The sequence below is a fragment of the Klebsiella sp. EMBS2024 genome (assembly GCF_036233805.1).
Lineage (GTDB): Bacteria > Pseudomonadota > Gammaproteobacteria > Enterobacterales > Enterobacteriaceae > Klebsiella > Klebsiella pneumoniae.
Genome location: NZ_JAZARW010000001.1, coordinates 2089179 through 2109219, shown reverse-complemented (window position 1 = coordinate 2109219; position 20041 = coordinate 2089179). Strand labels below are relative to the sequence as shown.

Below are 20041 nucleotides of genomic sequence, written 5' to 3'. Positions count from 1 at the left end.
CGCCAGGGAAAAGGGGCCTGGCATAGAGGTCAGGCGTAGAAGGCTAACCGCTGGGCGAGCAGATCGACAAAGGCTTCGCGGTCCACATCCAGCATCAGGGTGGTATTGGGCCGATTGCCGGTCAGATGGTAGTAATCGACCACCGTCATCCCCTGGGTATATTTGCCTTCCGTTTCTACGCCAACCCAGCGTTCGATCGTGGTAAAGATCTCCGGCTTGAGGAGCCAGGCGATGGTGCAGGGATCGTGCAGCGGCGCGCCGTCGAAGCCCCACTTTTCATCTTTGTGGTAGGCCATAAAGAAGTCGAGCAGCTCGGCGACGATGGTCGACACCGGGTTGCCAATCTGGCGGAATCGCTCGATATCGGCGGGAAGGATTTGCGCCTTATGGGTGACGTCAAGGCCCGCCATCACCACCGGGATCCCGGACTGAAAGACCATTTCCGCGGCCTGCGGATCAACGTAAATATTAAACTCAGCCGCCGGCTGCCAGTTGCCCAGCCCCATGGCGCCCCCCATGATCACGATGCGGGCGATCTTCGCGTGCAGCTCCGGATGGCTGGCGAGCAGCAACGCCACGTTAGTCTGCGGCCCGGTGGCCACCAGGGTCACCGGCTCCTGGCTTTCCCGCAGCACGCTGGCCATCAGCTCGACGGCGGTGCAGTTCTGCGGCGCAAAGGCCGGCTCAGGCAGGCTCGGGCCATCCAGCCCGCTCTCGCCGTGCACGTTATCGGCGATGATCAGATCGCGCATCAACGGCTTCCACGCGCCGCCGGCAACCGGAATGTCCGGCCGGTTCAGCAGCGTCAACATACGCAGCACGTTGCGCAGGGTCTTCTCCGGGGTCTGGTTGCCCGCGGAAGCGGTGACGGCTTTCACCTCCAGCTCCGGCGAGGCGAGGGCGAGGACCAGGGCGATCGCGTCATCATGTCCCGGATCGCAATCAATCATAATCGGCAGTGCCATAGCAGCTCCTTGTTGGCGATGTTCTGTGACCAGACTAACGCTGCGAGTCGGGGCAGACGAGATGGTGTGCAGAATAGTGTGATGGAGACCACGATTGCTGCGAGGCAACGCGTATCGTTACGCGACCGTCCGTAAACATGGTGCCACGTTTTGCGGTGGCGCAAGATGGCGCCCGGCGCGACGCGATATAATAGAAAAATTGCTAATCCTTACGGATATTAATGGTTTGCTTTTCGGCGGGCGGGTTCTTATCCTTAAGAAAACTCAAGAGGTTATTACGATGAAAGATGTAGTAGATAAATGCAGCACCAAAGGCTGCGCCATTGATGTCGGGACGATCATTGATAACGAGGACTGCGTCTACCGGGCCGAGAAGGTGTTCCCAAACCGCGAAGAAGCGGAATCCACCGTAGCCGCCGTGCGCGAACGTGCTGCCGCCGCAGCGCCGGCCAGTGAACCGCCGCAGGTCGATTACACCATCGTCGCCGCTGGCGACGCGGTGAAACTCGACCTCTCCATCGCCTTCTCCTGCCAGGCGGAAAAGATCATTTTCGAGTTATCCCTGCGAAATCTGCTTTAATTCGTGCCCGTAGCGGAAGCGCGATGCTCTGGCGGGCAGGCGCCTTCCGCTGATGCAGCACGCTGCCCGCCCGGCGACCTGAGCCGGGTGAGCGCGGTTAGTCTTGAAAGACGACGTTTCCGCCAACCATAGTCATCACCACGCGGCTGGCGCCTATCTCCTCATGGGCTACGGCGAAGATATCGCGGTCCAGCACCTGAAAATCAGCGACTTTGCCGACCTCTATCGATCCGCGTACCGCTTCTTTCCCTTCCTGATAGGCCGCATTGATGGTGTACATCCGCACGCCGTCCGCCACGCTAATTGCCAGCTCCGGGCGAATAACGTTGCCGCTGGAAGATGATTTGCGGGTGACCGCTGCCTGAACCATTTTGCGCCAGTTCACCAGCGCCATAATGCCATCTGACCCGCCGGCGACGATGACCCCAAGGTCGATGATATCCCGTAGCCCTTTGCAGATTTCCCCCTTGATGCCACAGTAGCGGGCGCGCTGTTCATAGTCATATGCCGGGCCGCCAGGTGAGGGTTGTTCGGAAAGCAGAATGCCGTATTTTGCCGCCGTCACGAAATCTTGCCGATCGCCCATTGAGCCGTGCAGCACATAATGCCGTCGGCTCTCCCCCGGATAGCGCTGAATCGCCTGCACGAAGCTGTTAATCGTGACTTTTACCGCCTTATCGCCGACCGCATGGACTGCCACCTGAAAACCGCGCTGGTGAGCCAGCAGAATCATCTGCTGTAGCGCCTTAACTTGCGCTTCCTCGGTCGCCTCGGGGCCACCAAACACCGAGCGTCCGCGATATCCCGGCCGGTCGGCGTAATCCTGATTCATCCACGCTGTGTGCGATGTGGGAACGCCATCGCAGAACAGTTTTATGGTCCGACAGTCCAGCCAGTCCCGGTCGGTGAACTGGGAGAAATCAAAGCTATCCAGATCGCGCTTCAGGGTGGCGCAGGATTGAACCCCCCGCTCGGCAGAGTAAAAGGCGATGGATACCCGGGCGGTGAGTTTTCCTTCATCCTGCAATTCACGGTAGGCGGCGATGGCGCGATCCCCCGCGGCGCCTACCTCGCGCGTATTTTCCCCCGGACCCATGGCGCCTTCCGTGTAGCTGGCATACCCTTCGCTGTTCATCAGGCGCTGGGCTGCCAGAAGGTTCTCTTTGAGGGCCGCTACGGTCAGACGCGGCATCGTGCCGGATGCGAGATGCAGGGCGGGCAGGTCGATGAAATTGCCGTCCAGTTCTCCACTGGCCGTTCGCCCCAGATGTCCGCCGAGGGGATCAGGGGTGCTGGCGTCAAGACCGGAGAGGGCCAGCGCCCGGCTGTTGACGATGCAGGAGTGACCGTCCCACAGGGCGAGCAGGGTGGGATGATCGGCCGTGACGTCGTCAATATCCCAGCGCGTCAGAGAGCGCTGCTCGGCCGCGCACTCCTTGATTGCGTTTGGATCCAGACCGCAGACGCGGATCCATGCCCCGGCGGGAGTGCGGGCTGCCTGGTCGCGCAGTCTTTCCCGCAGTACTGCCAGGGAACGCACGTCCTGGCAGTTCAGGCAATGCCAGCTGTCAGCGAGCCAGCCGATATGGATATGTGAGTCATGCGCGGCGGGTAAAATGAGTTTGCCGCCAAGGTCAATGACCTGCGTCTGGGGACCAATATGCTGCTGAATCTCCTGGTCTTCACCAACGTTAATAATCCATCCCTGCTTCACGGCGATGGCGCGCTTAAAACTAAAATGTGCGTCCACCGTGGCGACCTTGCCGTTAATCAATACGCAGTCCGCATAAACGACATTATCCATTTATCCCTCCCTGGCTGATAAAAGTGCCGATCAATATAAATAGTAACCATGGTGATTATGTGGCGACTATCTGACTACGAAGGGGGTGGAGTGTCAAGCGCGGGTCGTTGGCGGGTGTCCGCCTGGCGGTGGAATAGACGGTAAGGAAAAGCGCTTCGCCCGCCGATCGCGAGAGGCATCGGCGGGGAAGGGGCGTGTTATTCGAAGCGCCAGGCGAGGTTCAGGCCGATGCCGTAGTTACGTCCCGGGGCAGGCTCGTAGTAACGCCCGTTAGACTCGTTAACGATGACAGACCCGACGTACTCCCGGTCGAACAGGTTGTCGATGCGACCGAACAGATCCATATCCATCCTGCCGTAGCTCCATTTATAGCCAGTCGTCAGGCCAACCACCGTCCAGGAGAGCGCTTTGGCGGTGTTTTCGTCATTGGCCATGATATCGCTCATATAGCGAATATCGCTCCCGGCGTACCAACCTTGCTCCGGCTGATAGCCAAAGGAGGCGTAGCCCATATTGTGCGCGATCCCCGGAATGCGATTGCCATTGCAGCTGGCGTCGTCGCAGACGTTAGTGCGATAGGTCGCGTCCAGCCAGGTCCAGGCCGCCTTCAGACGCCAGCTCTCGCCAAACTGCTGATCCAGCCCCAGCTCCATCCCCTGACGGCGGGTCTTGCCGGCGTTTTTATAACTGGTGCGCCCGCCGCTGCTGCTGTCGACCACAATCTCATTATCGGTATTGGTCTGGAACAGGGCGGCGGTGAACAGCCCGTTGCCGATCCGCGTCTTGCTGCCGATCTCCACCGTGTCGTTGGTGGAGGGTTTCAGGCCGAAGTTGAGGCCGCTCTGGTTATCGGAGCGGTAGGAGAGTTCGTTAATGGTTGGCGTCTCGAAGCCGCGGCCGGCGGAAAGATAGACGTTCCACGCGTCGGTCAGGGCATATTTCAGCGAGCCCGCGGGCAGCCATTTGTGATAGCTGGCATCACCGCTGTCATCGCCATTGCCTGGGGTGATGTAGTAGTCGTTCGAGTCGAACCATACCGAGCTGTAGCGAACCCCGGCATCGAGCGAGAGTTTGTCAGTGAGCTGCCACTGGGTCTGCAGGTAGGGGTCGACGTTCCACATCAGGTTGCGTTCGTTACGGCGCAGCGCGCCCTGTTCGCCATACTGCGGCGCGCCGTTGACCATCACAAAGTTTTCATACCCTTTGCGCCGCTCGCTCATGTTCTCGTAGTCGAGACCGGCGGTGAGCGTGACGGGCACCAGCAGCTCTCCGCGATGGGTCAGCCGGGTATCAATCCCCTGGTAGTGACGGGTAAGGTCGATCACCCCGCCGGCATGGCTCGGCTTCAGCTGCGGCGCGCGCGGGATCGACTGGAACTGAGTGGTTTCACGTTCTCCAGCGTACATCATAACGCTGAGATCGTCCTGGGCACTGAGCTGGCGCTCATAGCGCAGGCCGGCCTGGGTCTGTCGGGTATTCTTGCGGGTATTATACTGGTCGCCGCGCGGCGACTGGCGCGGGTTATCGCGCCATTCATCGGCGGTCAGGCCACCGGCGTCATTGGCTTTGATATCCACGCTATTCAGCAGCAGAGTCAGCTTACTGACGTCGTTGATGCGCACCCCCAGCCGGGCGTTCGCCAGATTTTTGCGCGCGCCGCTGTGATCGCGATAGCCATGGGTGGTGAAGCGATTGGTTGAGACCGTGTAATCCACATCGCCTGCGTGGCTGCCGTCGCCAACGGCGCCAGTGGCTTTCATCCCGTAGTGCCAGGTGCCGAAGCTGCCATAGTAGCTGCTGGCTTCCACGGTGGGCGGCTGGGTGCCGGTCTGGCTGGTGACGTTGATCACCCCGCCGGACGAGTTACCGTACAGGGCAGAGAAGGGGCCGCGCAGCACCTCAATGGTGTCAACGCTGCCGATATCAATATTTGAGGTCTGCCCCTGGCCGTCGGGCATGGTGGCCGGAATGCCATCCACATAGATGCGCAGTCCGCGCACGCCATAGGTTGAGCGCGAGCCAAAGCCGCGAATCGACAGCTGCAGATCCTGGGCATAGTTTTGCCGGTTCTGCACCTGCAGGCCCGGCACGGCGCCCAGCGATTCAGAGAGATTGACGCGCGGCGCGGCCTGGCGCATCTCATCCCCATTCACCACGCTGACGGCGGCGGGGGTATCCAGTTCAGAAACCGTGGTTGGCGCGGCGGTCACCACCATGGTTTGTTCATCAGCGGCCTGGGCTGCGGCAATGAGCGGCAAGAGCAGGGCCGGGAGGGCGGCGTGACGCACGGACAGGATTTTCATCGATAATACTCAAAACGAACCAAATGGAACATATGTATATATGTTACCTCGTTTGTAAAATATTTGAAAATTATTAACTGCTACTGGTTAACGGATAGTGCTCGCCAGGCATGAATTTACCGCACAACAACAATTAGCGCTCCACTTTGAGATAAATAATGATTACTATTCGCATTCAAAAATAAGGGTAAAGCCAGGACTTTACCGCCGGAAGCGATGTCGGGTCAGCACATACTGGTTTATCAAAGGGAGTCGTCATGTCATTACGTCATTTTGCCGCGCCGCGTCTGCGCCATTCACTGCTCGTCACTTCTCTGCTGCTGGCAGGCAGCTTTAGCGCCCACGCCGCGGAAGAGATGCTGCGCAAGGCCGTCGGAAAAGGGGCCTACGAAATGGCCTACAGCCAGCAGGAGAATGCGCTATGGGTCGCCACATCACAGAGTCGTTCGCTGGACAAAGGCGGGGTGGTTTACCGTCTTGACCCCACCACTCTCGACGTGACGCAGATTATTCACAACGATCTGAAGCCGTTCGGCGCCACTATCAACCATGCCACCGGCACGCTGTGGTTTGGCAATACCGTCGACAGCACTGTCACCGCTATTGACGCCAAAACCGGCGCCGTGAAGGGGCGCCTGGTGCTGGACGAGCGTCAGCGCAGCGAAACCGTGCGTCCGCTGCAGCCGCGCGAGCTGGCGGTCAATGAGCAGACCAACACGGTCTACATTACCGGTCTGGGCAAAGAGAGTGTGATTTGGGTGGTAGATGGCGCAACCCTGAAGCTGAAAACGACCATTACCGGCACCGGGGCAATGGCGACGGGTCTGGCGATCGATCCGCAGGCTAAGCGTCTGTATACCACCAACGCCGATGGCGAACTGCTGACCATCGACAGCGAGAGCAACACGATTGCGTCGCGCAAAAAATTGCAGGATGACGGCAAAGCGCATTTCTATCTTAACCTGAGTCTCGATACCGCCGGCCATCGTGCCTTTATTACCGACAGCAAGCAGCCGGAAGTGCTGGTGGTCGATACCCGCGACGGCAAGGTGCTGGAGAAAATCGCCGCGCCGGAGTCGCTGGCGGTGCTGTTTAACCCGGCGCGCAACGAAGCCTATGTGACGCATCGTAAGGCCGGGGAAGTCAGCGTTATCGACGGCAAGAGCTACAAGGTGGTGAAGACCTTTAAAACGCCGACTCACCCCAACAGCCTGGCGCTCTCCGAGGACGGCAAAACGCTGTACGTTAGCGTGAAACAGGCTTCCAGCCGTGAGAAAGAAGCCACCGCGCCGGACGATGTGATCCGCATCGCCCTGTAAGACCTCAGCGCGACGAAACCGGAAAACGGTGGTCGCGCTCCGCATGCCGCCGGGCCAGGCCCGGCGACTCACCCTCTGTTACAAACGCCTATTGGCCTGACAAACCAGATGGTTATACACTTAACCCTTTCCCGCCACGTGCGGGCAGTGGTAATCAGTGGAGATAAAATGAAAAAGCCATTCATGGTGATTTGCGCCGGCGCGATGCTGGCGCTGCTGGCAGGTTGTTCGTCAAACTACGTTATGACCACGAAGAGCGGTCAAACTATCGTTACCCACGGCAAGCCGCAGCTGGATAAAGAAACGGGGATGACCAGCTATATCGATGAGTCAGGTAATAAGCGGGAAATTAACAGCAGCGATGTGTCGCAGCTGGTTGAAGATAATTAAGTTCTGACCTCCCGGTTTGCCCGCGATGGACAAACCGGGAGTCCTGCCAGTTACTTCCTCAGCGTCGGCGCCGTGCTGTGAATCTCATGCACGCGTTTACGCACACCAAACCAGCCAGCCACCAGCAATACCGCCAGCAGCGGAATTGATCCTATGGTGTAGGTACCGTTCGGATAATCGAAGGCCATCAGCACCAGCACGCTGAACAGGAACAGCAGCGTCAGCCAGGAGGTGAACGGCGCCCCCGGCATTCTGAAGCTGACCTTTGCCGCTTTCCCTTCCTTGATCGCTTTGCGCAGACGCATCTGACACACCACGATAAAGCCCCAGGAGGCAATGATCCCCAGCGAGGCGACGTTGAGTACGATCTCAAATACCTGAGATGGCACCAGATAGTTGAGGAAAACCCCGACTACATATACCCCCAGCGTCGCCAGGATCCCGGCGTAAGGGACGTGGTGACGGCTCATCTTCGACATAAACTTCGGCGCGGAGCCTCCCATCGACATCGAGCGCAGAATACGCCCGGTACTGTAGAGACCCGAGTTAAGGCTGGAGAGGGCCGCGGTTAACACCACGATGTTCATCACGCTGCCGATATATGGCACGCCCAGCTTTGAGAAGAAGGTAACGAACGGGCTCTGTCCGGCCTGGTAGGCGTTCCACGGCAGAAGCAGCACCAGCAACACCACCGAACCGACATAGAACAGACCGATACGCCAGATCACGCTGTTGATGGCCTTCGGCACCATTGTCTCCGGATCCTTACACTCTCCGGCCGCGGTCCCCACCAGCTCGATGGAGGCGAAGGCGAAGACCACCCCCTGCACCAGCACCAGCGCCGGCAGGAGGCCGTGCGGGAAGAAGCCGCCGTTATCGGTGATCAGATGGAAGCCGGTGGCATTGCCGTCCAGCGGCTTACCGGAGCCGAGGAAAATGGTGCCGACCACGAGAAAGGCGACGATCGCCAGCACCTTAACCAGCGCGAACCAGAACTCCATTTCGGCGAACCACTTCACGCCGATCATATTCATGGTGCCGACAATAGCCAGCGCGCCGAGGGCGAAGACCCACTGCGGCACATCGCCAAACGCGCCCCAGTAGTGCATATACAGCGCCACGGCGGTGATATCGACAATCCCGGTCATCGCCCAGTTAACGAAGTACATCCAGCCGGCCACGTAAGCGGCTTTTTCACCGAGGAACTCCCTGGCATAAGAGACGAAGCTGCCGCTCGAGGGGCGGTGGAGGACCAGTTCGCCGAGGGCGCGAAGAATAAAGAAGGAGAAGATGCCGCAGACCAGATAGACCAGGGCGAGCGCTGGCCCTGCCATTTGTAAACGTGCCCCGGCGCCGAGGAACAAACCGGTACCGATAGCGCCGCCGATGGCGATCATCTGTACCTGACGGTTGCCCATCGCTTTGTGATAACCCGCTTCATGTGAGTTAAGCCAGTGGCGTTTTGCAGCATGATGCTCCGCTGCATTTTCGTGTTTCGTATTCATTGATGTATCAGTTTCCTGTCAATGCCCATGTTTGCAGCCGGAATGGAGGACGGCTGGCACATTATGCTGGCTTTCTCATCATTCTGACGTAGGAGATAAGCTCAGACATGGCGCTGAATCCTACACGTAACCTAATAGTTACGCACCTAAAACATTTACCGATAGCATTTGACAGATTTATCAATGAGATCAGCGTCGCAGAGTTTCCAGTAACAGCGTGAAAGCGCTGGTATGCTGGCGCCGGCTGGGGTAATAGAGATGGTAGCCGGGGAAGGCAGGGGTCCACTCCGCCAGCACCCGCACCAGCCGGCCGCTGGCTAAGGCCTCCGCCACGCAGTCATCCGGAACGTAGGCCAGCCCGAGGCCCGCCTCCGCCGCGTCGATGCGCTGCGGCAGGCTGTTGAGGATCAGCTGTCCCTCCACCCGCACCTGAATCTCCCGGCCATCGCGGGCAAATTCCCAGGCGTAAAGTCCCCCTCGTGTCGGCAGGCGCAGATTGATGCAGCGATGTTGGGCAAGATCCCAGGGCGTTTGCGGCGTACCGGCCCGCTGCAGATAGGCCGGCGAACCCACCACCGCCATCCGCATATCCGGGGCGATGCGCACGGCAATCATGTCTTTTGCCACTTGTTCGCCGAGACGCACCCCGGCGTCGAAGCGGTCACCCACGATATCCGTGAGCCCATTATCAACAGTGATTTCGATGTTAATATCAGGATATTGCAGCATAAATGGCTTTAGCGCCGGCCAGAGTACTGCGCTGGCGGCATGCTCCCCGGCGGTAATGCGCAGGTTGCCCGCCGGGCGTTCTCGGGTGTCGCGCAATGCAGCCAGGGCCTGCTCGATCTCTTCCAGATGCGGACCGAGGCGCTGAATCAGTCGCTCGCCCGCTTCGGTCGGCACCACGCTGCGGGTGGTGCGGGTTAACAGCCGGACATCGAGCCGCGTTTCGAGATGGCGCATGGCATGGCTGAGCGCCGACTGCGACACGCCAAGCTGGGCCGCCGCGCGGGTAAAGCTGCGTTCACGCGCCACCACCATAAAGGAGAGCAGATCGTTTACGTTCTCTTTTAGCATAATCTTTCCGGATTGATGAATACTGCTCACAGGTACGCAGAGTGTATGCCCGGCCTGAGGATTGTGCCAGCCTGATGGCCGGACGCAGTGGAGCAGAATGGTTATGGCGGATGATTTATTCCTCTATGCAGGGCAGGTATTGTAATAGGCCCAAAAAACGCCAGCGCCAGGTGAACCGACATTCGCTGGCGCGGCATGACCGGGGGGACGGCAGCCCGAAAGATGATTCAAGAGTATCGCCAGGCAGAGTCTGGTAACCGGGGAGAAACAGAGATGAATATCAACGTGGTCGGCACCAGCGGCTCAGGCAAATCCACTTTGGCCCGGCGCCTGGCGCACCGGCTGGAATTACCCTGGATCGAGCTCGATCGCCTGTACTGGCGGCCGAACTGGCAGGGCGCGCCGGATGAGGCATTTTTCGCCGCCATTGCCGCCGCGACGGCCACGCCGGGCTGGGTGCTGGATGGCAATTACAATCGCAGCCGCAGCGTTAAATGGCGTGCGGTGGATTTGGTGATCTGGGTAGATTATGGTTTCTGGCGCACGCTGCGCCAGGCGGTATGGCGGGCGGCGAGCCGGGCGTGGCGACATCAGGAGCTGTGGCCGGGCACGGGCAACTGCGAGAGCTTTCGCCGTTCGTTCTGCAGCCGGGAATCCATCATCCTCTGGACGCTGAAAACCTGGCGGCAGCATCGCCGACGCTATCTGGNCGATATGCAGGATCCGCAATATCGTCATATTCGCTTCGTCCGGGTGCGCAATCCGCGGCAGGCCGAGGCGCTGCTCCGCGAGCTGGAAGCGCAGCGTTCAGCCGGGCATATCTAATTTTCAGCAGTACACATGTGAATTAATTGTTTCTCAATAGTTGGCAGAGATTTTAATAATGCAGGCACGTACTTTCATATGAGCCTGCGAAATGTCTTATCGAATCAGTATCCTGGATAAAAGTCCGCTTGCCGCCGGGGAAACCGCCGCGCAGGCGCTGGCGCGTACATTAACGCTGGCGCAACACGCCGAAGCCTGGGGCTACCACCGCTTCTGGGTCGCCGAACACCACAATACCGATCAGCTGGCGAGCCCCTCGCCGGAGCTGGTTATCGCCTGGCTGCTGGGCCACACCCGGCGGATCCGTCTTGGGTCCGGCGGCGTCATGCTCCAGCACTATAGCCCCTATAAGGTCGCGGAAAACTTTAACCTGCTGGCCGCCCTCGCGCCGGGCCGCATCGATCTCGGGGTCGGCAAGGCGCCTGGCGGCCTGCCGCTCTCCACCCGCGCCCTGCAGCAGGGCCTGCATCAAGAGGAGAAAGGGACCTTTGCCGATCAGCTGGCGCAGCTGGATAACTGGCTGTCGCTGACTGAGCCCGGGGGAGAGGAGAGCCTACGCGCCACGCCGATCCCGCCGCGCCGGGCAGACGGTTTTCTGCTCGGCGCCAGCCTGGAGAGTGCTGAACTGGCCGCCCGCCTTGACTGGAACTTTGTCTTTGCCGCCCATCTCAATGGCGACAGCGCGCTGCGCCGTGCCGTGTTCAACCGCTGGCGCGAGCTCAGCCCGCGTGAGGCGATGGTCGCTGTCCAGGTGGTGGTCGCTGACGATTCGGCCACCGCCGCCGCGCTGGCGCAGCAGGTCGAGGTGTGGGGCGTCGAGCTGGAGAACGGCCAGCGGGTGACCGTCGGCAGTGAGGCGCAGGCCGTCGCTTTTGCCCGCCAGGCCGGCAGCCGACCGACGCGCATTGCCCGCCGTGAATCTTCGCTGATCTCCGGTACTCCCGAACAGGTTAAAGCCCGGCTTGACGCGCTGCAGGCGGAAGAACAGTTGGATGAACTCATCATTGATACCCCCATTAGCGACGGGCCAGCGCGCCTGCACTCTCTGCGCCTGCTGGCGCAGGCTCACTACGGCAAGGAGGTGCTGAATGTCCTTTGAACAACAACTGATTAGCTGGCGGCGCGAGCTGCACCAGAACCCGGAGCTCTCCCTGCAGGAGGTGGCCACCACCGCGCGGATCCGCGACTGGTTGCAGAGCGGCGGGCTGACCCTGCTGCCCTACGATCTGAAAACCGGGCTGGTCGCCGAAGTCGGCAGCGGCGACAAGGTGATTGCCCTGCGGGCGGACATCGACGCGTTGCCCATCGAGGAGGCGACCGGTCTGCCTTACCGCTCGCAGAATCAAGGGGTAATGCATGCCTGCGGCCACGATATTCACACCAGCGTGATGCTGGGGGCGGCGCTGCTGCTGAAGGAGCGGGAAGCGGAACTCCCGGGGCGGGTGCGGATCCTGTTTCAGCCGGCGGAGGAAAATTTTGGCGGCGCGAAAACCCTGATCCGCGCCGGGGCGCTGGAGGAGGTGTCGGCGATCTTCGGCATGCACAATGAGCCCGGCCTGCCGGTGGGCGAATTTGCCACCCGCGGCGGCGCGTTCTACGCCAACGTCGACCGCTTCGTCTTCAAAGTGACCGGGAAGGGGGCGCATGCCGCCCGCCCACATGAAGGAAGGGATGCGATCCTGCTGGCCAGCCAGCTGGTGACGGTGCTGCAGAGCGTGGCCAGCCGGGAGGTGAACACCCTCGACTCGGTGGTGCTCAGCGTGACGCGGATCCAGGGAGGCAATACCTGGAACGTGCTGCCGGAGAGCGTCGAGCTGGAGGGGACGCTGCGCACCCACAGCAGTGAAGTGCAGCAGCGGGTCAAGGCCCGGGTCAGCGAGATTGCCGCCGGTTTCGCCAGCGCCTTTGGCGCGCAGATTGACGTCTTCTGGTACGCCGGCCCGACGGCGCTGGTCAACGACGCCCGCTGGGCCGATTTCGCCAGCGAGGTGGCAGCCCAGGCCGGGTATCGCACCCACCATGCCGATCTGCATCTCGGTGGCGAAGATTTTGCGGTCTATCTTCAGCATATTCCCGGGGCGTTCGTCAGCATCGGCAGCGCCAGCGAATATGGTTTGCACCATCCGGCATTTAATCCGGATGAACGGCTGATTGCGCCCGCGGCGCACTATTTCGCCCGTCTCGCGGAAGAAGCGTTACAACACATTTAACGAATGACAGGGGAAGGGGTAGCTATGTCTGAAAATCGACAATTGCGTCTGGGAACCATATTGCATGGCGCATCGGGAAATATGTCCGCCTGGCGTCATCCGGCGGCCCAGGCGGACGCCAGTATTAATTTTGATTTCGTCACCCAGACGGCGCTAAAAGCAGAAGCGGGGAAGCTGGATTTTATTTTTGTCGCCGACGGTTTATATATTAACGAAAAATCGATTCCCCATTTTTTAAATCGCTTCGAACCCTTAACGGTACTTTCCGCGCTGGCCGCGATCACCCGGCGACTGGGGCTGGTGGGGACCTTATCGACTTCGTACAGCGAGCCGTTTACCACCGCCCGCCAGTTCGCCAGCCTTGACCATTTAAGCCAGGGACGGGCGGGGTGGAACGTGGTCACTTCCCCGCTGGAGGGGTCGGCGAAAAACTTCTCCCGGGCCCAACATCCGGATCATGCGCTGCGCTATCGCATTGCCGATGAATACCTGCAGGTGGTGAAAGGCTTGTGGGATTCATGGGAAGAAGATGCCTTTGTGCGCAATAAGGAGACTGGTCAGTTCTTTGATAAAAATAAACTGCATACGCTCGATCACCACGGCGATTTCTTTAAAGTCGCCGGGCCGCTGAATATTGCCCGCACGCCGCAGGGCCGACCGATTATTTTCCAGGCCGGCGCATCGGACGACGGCAAGAAATTAGCCGCACGCCACGCCGATGCCATTTTTACCCATCAGGACTCGCTGGCCGAGGCGCAGGCATTTTATCGGGATGTCAAAAGCCAACTCGCCGCATATCAGCGCAGTCCGGACCAACTGCATATTTTCCAGGGCGTCAGCGTCATCGTCGGGGATGACGCCGAGGATGCGGAGCGGCAGTACCAGACCACCGCGGCGCTGGTTTCCATCGAGGATGCGCTGAATTATCTCGGGCGCTATTTCGAACACCACGATTTCTCGCAGTACCCGCTCGACGAACCTTTCCCGGATATTGGCGACCTGGGACAAAACAGCTTCCGCAGTACCACCGACGAGATTAAACGTCACGCCCGCGAGCGGGGCTTAACCCTGCGCCAGGTGGCTCTGGAGGCAGCCAGCCCGCGTCCGCGCTTTACCGGCACCGCCAGCGATGTCGCTGATGGCCTGCAACTGTGGTTCGAGCAGCACGCGGCGGACGGCTTCATTATTCAGGGCGGCACGCCGGAAACCTTCCCGCGCTTTGTGGATGAGGTGGTTCCGCTGTTACAGGCGCGCGGACTGTTCCGTCGCGACTATCCGGGCACCACCCTGCGGGAAAGTCTGGGTCTGGCGCTACCCGCTAATCAATTCCAAAAATAATAAAAGAGAATCACGCTATGCAGAAAACAACACTCTTGCTGGCCGTCGCGTTGGCATTTAGCGCCTCATCGTGGGGTCAGGACGTCAAGATCAATGGCACCGGAGTGAGCCTGGAGGCCAACAAAACGCCGATTCATACAGCGAAAAATCCGCAGGCCATTGCCCTGTTGCCGCAAGATCTGCATCTGGCGGTGCCGGGGAAATTCACCGTCGCGGTGGCGGCCCTGAACTCTCCGCCGCTGACGGTCTTTGCCGATGACAACAAAACCCTGCTCGGCAGCGAGGCGGATATCGCCCGGCTGGTGGCGGAGAGCCTCGGGCTGGAAGTAAACGTGGTTCCCACTTCATGGGAAGACTGGCCGCTGGGGGTCACCTCCGGCAAATATGATGCCGCGATCAGCAATATTACCGTCACCAAAGAGCGGAAAGAGAAGTTCGATTTCGCCACCTACCGCAAAGACTCGCTGGGCTTCTACGTCAAAAGCACCAGCCCGCTGAGCAAGATTGACAAAGCGGAAGATATCGCCGGGCTAAAGATTATTGTCGGCTCCGGCACCAACCAGGAGGCGATCCTGCTGGCGTGGAACGCGGAGAACGTCAAGAAGGGGCTGAAGCCGTTTATCCCGGTCTACACCAAGGATGATGCCGCCCAGACGCTGGCCCTGCAGACTGGACGAGCCGACGCCTTCTTCGGCCCCAACGTGATTGGCGCGTGGAAGGCGGCGCTGACCGGCAAAACCAAACTGGTGGGCAGCGTCGATGGCGGCTGGCCGAAAGCGGCGCATATCGCGGTAACGCTGAAAAAAGACAGCGGGCTGGTGAATGCCGTCCAGGCGGCGCTGAACGGGGCTATCGCCAGCGGGGACTACGCCAAAGTGCTTAACCGCTGGGGCGAAGGGGTGGAAAGCATTCCGCAATCGGAAATCAATCCGCCCGGACTGGGCGACTGACAGGAGGCGCGATGAGCGAAGCATTCCGCGATATTTCTCCGGAGGCTCCGGAGCTGCAGCCGATTATTAGCGGGCTGTTTGCCGAATATGCCGCCCGCTACGGCGACTATTTTTCCCGCGATGCGGAAGTGGAGTTAAGTGAGTGGTATGTGCCGCCGCAGGGGCTGTTTATTGTCCTTGAGCGTGAGGGCGAAATTATCGCCACCGGCGCGTATAAGCCGAAGGATCGCCACACCGCAGAGATCAAACGTATCTGGACGCACCGCCGTCTGCGCCAGCAGGGGCTGGCGGCGAAGGTGGTCCAGGAGCTGGAACGACGGGCGGTGCTGGCCGGGTACAGCCATATCTACCTGACCACTGGTTTCCGTCAGCCGGAGGCGGTAAAGCTCTATCTCAGCCAGGGGTATGAGGCGCAGTTTGACCTCACGAGAGACCCGGAAGAGTACAGTCAGCCGCCGTACGATGGCCGGCTGCGGTTCACTAAAGCGCTGGCGGTGAGCGCCTACAGCCACAGCGCCTGAGGAGGCATTATGCATTCATCTGAAACGATCAAAGTGGTGCCGGCGCGCTATCCGCTGCGGGTGGTCGGGGCTCTGGTCGCCCTGCTGGTGCTGGCGGTGGTGATCCAGTCGGTGGCCTTTAACCCGCGCTGGGAGTGGGGCGTCTTCGCCCGCTGGTTCTTCGACCCGGTGATCCTCGAGGGGCTGGGGCAAACCCTGCTCCTGACCCTGCTCGGCACGGTGCTAAGCGTGATCTTCGGCGGCCTGCTGGCGCTGGCCCGTTTGTCCTCATCGTGGCTGCTCAGCAGTCTCGCCTGGGGCTATATCTGGCTGTTTCGCTCGCTGCCGCTGATTGTGGTGCTGATCATTCTCTATAACTTTTCCTATCTCTACGACACCCTGTCGCTGGGGATCCCGTTTACCGGCGTGACCTGGGCCAGCTATCAGACCATTAATGTGCTGGGGCAATTCTCCACGGCGGTGGTGGGCCTGACCCTGGTGCAGAGCGCCTATACCGCGGAGATTATTCGCGGCGGCTTTCTCGGCGTCGACCACGGGCAGTATGAAGCCGCCGCCGCGCTGGGGCTACCCGCCTGGCGGCGCACGCTGCGCATTATTCTGCCGCAGGCGCTGCGCACCATCCTGCCATCCGGCTTCAACGAGATCATCAGTCTGGCCAAGGGAACGGCGATGGTGTATGTCCTCGCGATGCCGGAACTGTTCTACACCATCCAGATGATCTACAACCGTACCCAGGAGGTGATCCCGCTGTTGATGGTCGGCGCCGCCTGGTATCTGGCGATCACCAGCGTCCTCTCCGCCATTCAGTATCTGGTGGAACGGGGCCTGGCGCGCAGCGAGCGCCGCTCGGCGGTAAACAGCGCCCGCAGCAGCCGTCTGAATCAACCCGCACGTCAAGCGCAGCCGCAGGAGGCCGTTCATGCCCAGCTCTCATAATGGCCATATCTCTATCACCGGGGTCAGCAAATACTATGGCCGCCACAAGGCGCTGGACGATGTGTCGCTGGAGATCCCCCCGGGCACGGTGACGGTGATCCTCGGCCCTTCCGGCTCGGGCAAGTCCACGCTGCTGCGCACCATAAATCACCTCGAACGGGTCGATGAGGGATTTATTCAGATTGATGGCGACTATATCGGTTATCGCCGCAAAGGCGACAAGCTGTATGAGATGAAAGAAAAGGAGATCCTCCGCCAGCGGATCAACGTCGGATACGTTTTCCAGAACTTTAATCTGTTTCCGCACCTGACGGTGCTGGAGAACCTGATAGAGGCACCGATCGCCCACCAGCAGGTCACGCGCAAAGAGGCCATTGCCCGTGCCTATGAACTGCTGGACGTCGTCGGACTGCGCAATAAAGCCGACGCCTGGTCACGGCATCTCTCCGGCGGCCAGCAGCAGCGTATCGCCATTGCCCGGGCGCTGGCGCTGAACCCGCGGGTGATCCTGTTTGATGAACCCACCTCGGCGCTGGATCCGGAGCTGGTGGGCGAGGTACTGGATGTGATCAAAAAGCTGGCGCGATCGGGCACCACCCTGGTGGTGGTCACCCATGAGATTGGCTTTGCCCGCGAGGTGGCCGACCAGGTGGTGTTTATGGTCGACGGCAGGATCGTCGAGCAGGGCAGCAGCGACGAGGTGCTCAACCATCCGCAGCATCCGCGTACCCGGCAGTTTTTATCCAGGGTGCTGCCGTCATGAACAGAGCGCTAATGACCCTTGTTCTCAGCGCTTTTGCCATGAGCGCTCACGCGGCGCTGGATCTGCGCGCCAATGAGCAGCCATTGCCGGTCACCCGCGACCCGCAGGCGATAGCGAAAATTCCGCCGGGCTATCGCTTCGTCGAGCCGGGGACGCTAACGGTGGCGATCTCGGCGCTCAATTCGCCGCCACTGGCCCTGCTGGCCAGCGACAACCGCACGCGGATCGGCAGCGACCCGGATATAGCCCGCCTGCTGGCCGGAAGCCTTGGCCTGAAGCTCAGGCTGGTGCCCACCGCGTGGGAGGACTGGCCGCTGGGCATCGCCTCCGGCCGCTACGATGTGGCGCTGATCAATATCGCGGTGACCGAGAAGCGCAAAGAGAAGTTCGATTTTGCGACTTACCGGGTGGACTCCCTGGCCTTCTCGGTGAAATCCACCAGCGATATCGCCGCGGTAAACGGACCCGCCGATCTCGCGGGGCGCAAAGTGATCGTCGGGTCCGGCACCAATCAGGAGCGGATCCTGCTGGGCTGGAACGAGGACAACCGCGCCGCCGGACGGCCGCAGGCCCAGCCGGTCTACCTGACCGATGATGCCTCCGGCAACCTCTATATCCAGTCCGGGCGGGCGGATATCTTTTTCGGCCCGCAGTCGGTGGCAGCCTATAAAGCGGCGCTTAACGGCCAGACCCGGGTGGTGGGCCTGGGGCCGAAAAAAGCGTGGGTGGCGACAACCACCAAAAAAGGCAACGGCCTGGTCTATGCCCTGCAGGCAGCCCTCGACGGGGCGATTGCCCGCGGTGAATATCAGCAGGTGCTGGCGCGTTGGGGGGAGCAGGGCGAAGCGGTGGCGCAGTCGGTGGTCAACCCGCCGGGGATAACCTACTAACCCCCAGTGGCATGGTGTGCCGGGTGGGTGAGCGGCAAATTTCTGCCTACACTTAGGCTTTACCCTGGAGGCCGACCATGATAACCGTTTATGGCGTGCCGGGATGGGGCTCGACGATTAGCGAGCTGATGCTCTCCCTGGCCGATATTCCCTACGAGGTGGTTGACGTGGATGGCTTTGACCAGCCCGGTCCGGCGCGCGAGCGTCTGCGGCAGATTAATCCGCTGTGCCAGGTGCCCACCCTGAGGCTGGCCGACGGGAGCATCATGACCGAAACCGCCGCCATCGCGCTGATGATCCTCGACCAGCGTCCCGATCTGGCCCCCGCGCCGGGGACGCCACAACGTCCGCAGTTTCAGCGCCTGCTGGTCTGGCTGGTGGCCAATGTCTATCCTACCTTTACCTATGCCGATTACCCGGAACGCTGGGCGCCCGCCGCCGCGGAGCAGCTGGTGGAGAATTGTCGCCAGTACCGGAAAAATCTCTATCTCTGGTTCGAACGGCAGCTGGCCGCCGGGCCGTGGGCGCTGGGCGCGTCGGTAACGTTGCTGGATTGCTATATCGCGGCGATGTACCGCTGGGGACCCCGCCAGGCGTGGTTTGACGACCACGCGCCAAAATTCGCCGCCATCGCCCGGGCGGTCTGTCAGCGACCGGAGCTGGCCGCGGCGCTACGCCGTAACAAGCTGATTTAACGCACGCGATGCCAACCAGAACGGCCATTCTGTGGTAGCGTTATGGCTCTCATCACAAGGAGTCTTTGCTATGCCGCATGTTGATATTAAATGTTTTCCCCGTGAACTGACTGATGAACAAAAAACCGCGCTGGCCGCCGACATCACTGAGGTGCTGATCCGCCATCTGAACAGCAAAGAGAGCGCCGTCAGCGTCGCACTCACTCAGGTTGAGCCGGACGCGTGGCAGGCGGTGTGGGACAGTGAGATCGCCCCGCAGATGGCGCAGTTGATTAAGCAGCCGGGTTATAACATGTAACCCGACACCCGGAGGCGATGCTGCGCATTTGTCCGGGCTACGCGTTCTCAGCGGTCTGCAGTTCCGTAGCCCGGGCAAGGCGCTTTGCGCCGCCCCCGGGGAGGGGCTTCTCCGGCGACGCACTGAGAGAAACAGCATGTTCATCTATCCTAAGCGCCAGAGAGCCAACCGAGGTGGGTATGAAAGACGAATTGTTTGCCGATCTGCTGGCGAGTGCAGAAGAAATGGTCAGGATCGAGAAAGGTGAACAAATGCCGAAGGAGCAGCACGTTCATACCTTCAGCGAAATTGACGTGAAAGCGATACGTGAAGCCACAGGTTTAAAACAGCAGGACTTTGCAGCGGCCGTTGGCGTTAGCTACGAGTTGGTTAAAAGCTGGGAAACGAAACGACGTCACCCAACCGGTGCAGCCAGAAAACTGCTTTTATTGCTTCAGGGTAATCCATTGATTATCAACTTGTTGAAGGTTGTTTGAAAGGTTATTCTTCGCAAGAAAAATGGCAGAGTTTGCCCTCTTTCGTAACCGGGGCCTTTAAAAAGGAGTGCATTACGTATGGAAACCAACGATTCTATTTTGTAAGAAATCAAGAAATACAGAGCTCATATTGATAGGTTTAGAGCGCGAGCAAACACTCATGGTATCTGGTTGTTTATTGCTACCCTTGGATGCT

18 protein-coding genes and 2 pseudogenes are annotated in these 20041 nt (G+C 60.1%); 15 read left to right on the top strand and 5 right to left on the bottom strand.

The genetic code is table 11. The annotated features are described in order from the left end of the window. Nucleotides 1-29: 29 nt before the first annotated feature. On the bottom strand, nucleotides 30-965 hold the full coding sequence (gene rihA / locus VZP09_RS09580; RefSeq protein WP_002906791.1) for a pyrimidine-specific ribonucleoside hydrolase RihA: 936 nt from the start codon (nucleotides 963-965) through the stop codon (nucleotides 30-32). Here rihA and VZP09_RS09575 point away from each other — a divergent pair. Both VZP09_RS09575 and VZP09_RS09570 read left to right on the top strand, forming a co-directional pair. Further along, a pseudogene (locus tag VZP09_RS09575) lies at nucleotides 927-1156 on the top strand (hypothetical protein). The gene rihA and the pseudogene VZP09_RS09575 overlap by 39 nt on opposite strands. Before the next feature lie 89 nt (nucleotides 1157-1245). Beyond that, nucleotides 1246-1545, top strand: a complete 300-nt coding sequence (locus VZP09_RS09570; protein ID WP_015958496.1) for a DUF406 domain-containing protein — start codon at nucleotides 1246-1248, stop codon at nucleotides 1543-1545. Nucleotides 1546-1642: 97 nt separating this feature from the next. Here VZP09_RS09570 and VZP09_RS09565 read toward each other — a convergent pair whose 3' ends face one another. Both VZP09_RS09565 and pqqU read right to left on the bottom strand, forming a co-directional pair. Beyond that, nucleotides 1643-3349 (bottom strand): amidohydrolase, encoded by a 1707-nt coding sequence (locus VZP09_RS09565; protein ID WP_085898216.1) that lies wholly within the window; start codon nucleotides 3347-3349, stop codon nucleotides 1643-1645. A 197-nt stretch (nucleotides 3350-3546) separates the two neighbouring features. Next, nucleotides 3547-5652 (bottom strand): TonB-dependent receptor PqqU, encoded by a 2106-nt coding sequence (gene pqqU, locus VZP09_RS09560; RefSeq protein ID WP_328795082.1) that lies wholly within the window; start codon nucleotides 5650-5652, stop codon nucleotides 3547-3549. 257 nt (nucleotides 5653-5909) lie between these two features. Between pqqU and yncE the strand changes: the two genes are divergently transcribed. Together yncE and VZP09_RS09550 are read left to right on the top strand one after the other, a co-directional pair. Further along, nucleotides 5910-6971, top strand: a complete 1062-nt coding sequence (gene yncE / locus VZP09_RS09555) for a 7-bladed beta-propeller protein YncE (protein ID WP_002906780.1) — start codon at nucleotides 5910-5912, stop codon at nucleotides 6969-6971. Between the two features lie 168 nt (nucleotides 6972-7139). Then, nucleotides 7140-7361: a YgdI/YgdR family lipoprotein gene (locus tag VZP09_RS09550; protein WP_002906779.1), complete on the top strand. Its 222-nt coding sequence runs from the start codon at nucleotides 7140-7142 to the stop codon at nucleotides 7359-7361. A 50-nt stretch (nucleotides 7362-7411) separates the two neighbouring features. Here VZP09_RS09550 and ansP read toward each other — a convergent pair whose 3' ends face one another. Beyond that, on the bottom strand, nucleotides 7412-8866 hold the full coding sequence (gene ansP, locus VZP09_RS09545; protein ID WP_002906778.1) for an L-asparagine permease: 1455 nt from the start codon (nucleotides 8864-8866) through the stop codon (nucleotides 7412-7414). A gap of 189 nt (nucleotides 8867-9055) precedes the next feature. Continuing rightward, the gene (locus VZP09_RS09540; protein WP_002906776.1) at nucleotides 9056-9943 is read right to left on the bottom strand and encodes a LysR family transcriptional regulator; all 888 of its coding nucleotides are present in this window, start codon (nucleotides 9941-9943) and stop codon (nucleotides 9056-9058) included. Nucleotides 9944-10216: 273 nt separating this feature from the next. Here VZP09_RS09540 and VZP09_RS09535 point away from each other — a divergent pair, with 273 nt between their 5' ends. The 11 genes and pseudogenes from VZP09_RS09535 (at nucleotide 10217) to nadS (ending at nucleotide 19845) form a co-directional block, all read left to right on the top strand. After that, the gene (locus tag VZP09_RS09535) at nucleotides 10217-10768 is read left to right on the top strand and encodes an adenylate kinase (protein WP_328795081.1); all 552 of its coding nucleotides are present in this window, start codon (nucleotides 10217-10219) and stop codon (nucleotides 10766-10768) included. Between the two features lie 91 nt (nucleotides 10769-10859). Then, nucleotides 10860-11867, top strand: coding sequence for an MsnO8 family LLM class oxidoreductase (locus VZP09_RS09530; RefSeq protein WP_004898544.1), 1008 nt, complete (start codon nucleotides 10860-10862; stop codon nucleotides 11865-11867). Beyond that, nucleotides 11857-12978 (top strand): M20 peptidase aminoacylase family protein, encoded by a 1122-nt coding sequence (locus tag VZP09_RS09525; RefSeq protein WP_004180131.1) that lies wholly within the window; start codon nucleotides 11857-11859, stop codon nucleotides 12976-12978. Before VZP09_RS09530 ends, VZP09_RS09525 begins: the two co-directional genes overlap by 11 nt. A gap of 24 nt (nucleotides 12979-13002) precedes the next feature. After that, a pseudogene (locus VZP09_RS09520) lies at nucleotides 13003-15266 on the top strand (NtaA/DmoA family FMN-dependent monooxygenase). A gap of 11 nt (nucleotides 15267-15277) precedes the next feature. Next, nucleotides 15278-15787 carry a GNAT family N-acetyltransferase gene (locus tag VZP09_RS09515; RefSeq protein ID WP_002906702.1) on the top strand — a complete coding sequence of 170 codons (510 nt, stop codon included), beginning with the start codon at nucleotides 15278-15280 and terminating at the stop codon, nucleotides 15785-15787. Nucleotides 15788-15796: 9 nt separating this feature from the next. Continuing rightward, nucleotides 15797-16723: an amino acid ABC transporter permease gene (locus VZP09_RS09510; RefSeq protein ID WP_002906700.1), complete on the top strand. Its 927-nt coding sequence runs from the start codon at nucleotides 15797-15799 to the stop codon at nucleotides 16721-16723. Continuing rightward, entirely contained in the window at nucleotides 16707-17486 is a 780-nt protein-coding gene (locus VZP09_RS09505) for an amino acid ABC transporter ATP-binding protein (protein WP_002906697.1), read from the top strand. The genes VZP09_RS09510 and VZP09_RS09505 overlap by 17 nt, the downstream gene beginning before the upstream one ends. A 38-nt stretch (nucleotides 17487-17524) precedes the next feature. After that, nucleotides 17525-18376, top strand: a complete 852-nt coding sequence (locus VZP09_RS09500) for a transporter substrate-binding domain-containing protein (RefSeq protein ID WP_072093194.1) — start codon at nucleotides 17525-17527, stop codon at nucleotides 18374-18376. A 77-nt stretch (nucleotides 18377-18453) separates the two neighbouring features. After that, complete coding sequence (locus VZP09_RS09495; RefSeq protein WP_087791528.1) at nucleotides 18454-19071, top strand: glutathione S-transferase family protein; 618 nt, start codon at nucleotides 18454-18456, stop codon at nucleotides 19069-19071. Nucleotides 19072-19141: 70 nt separating this feature from the next. Beyond that, on the top strand, nucleotides 19142-19369 hold the full coding sequence (pptA, locus tag VZP09_RS09490) for a tautomerase PptA (protein WP_087791526.1): 228 nt from the start codon (nucleotides 19142-19144) through the stop codon (nucleotides 19367-19369). 179 nt (nucleotides 19370-19548) lie between these two features. Then, on the top strand, nucleotides 19549-19845 hold the full coding sequence (nadS, locus tag VZP09_RS09485; protein ID WP_004180116.1) for a NadS family protein: 297 nt from the start codon (nucleotides 19549-19551) through the stop codon (nucleotides 19843-19845). Nucleotides 19846-20041 lie beyond the last annotated feature (196 nt).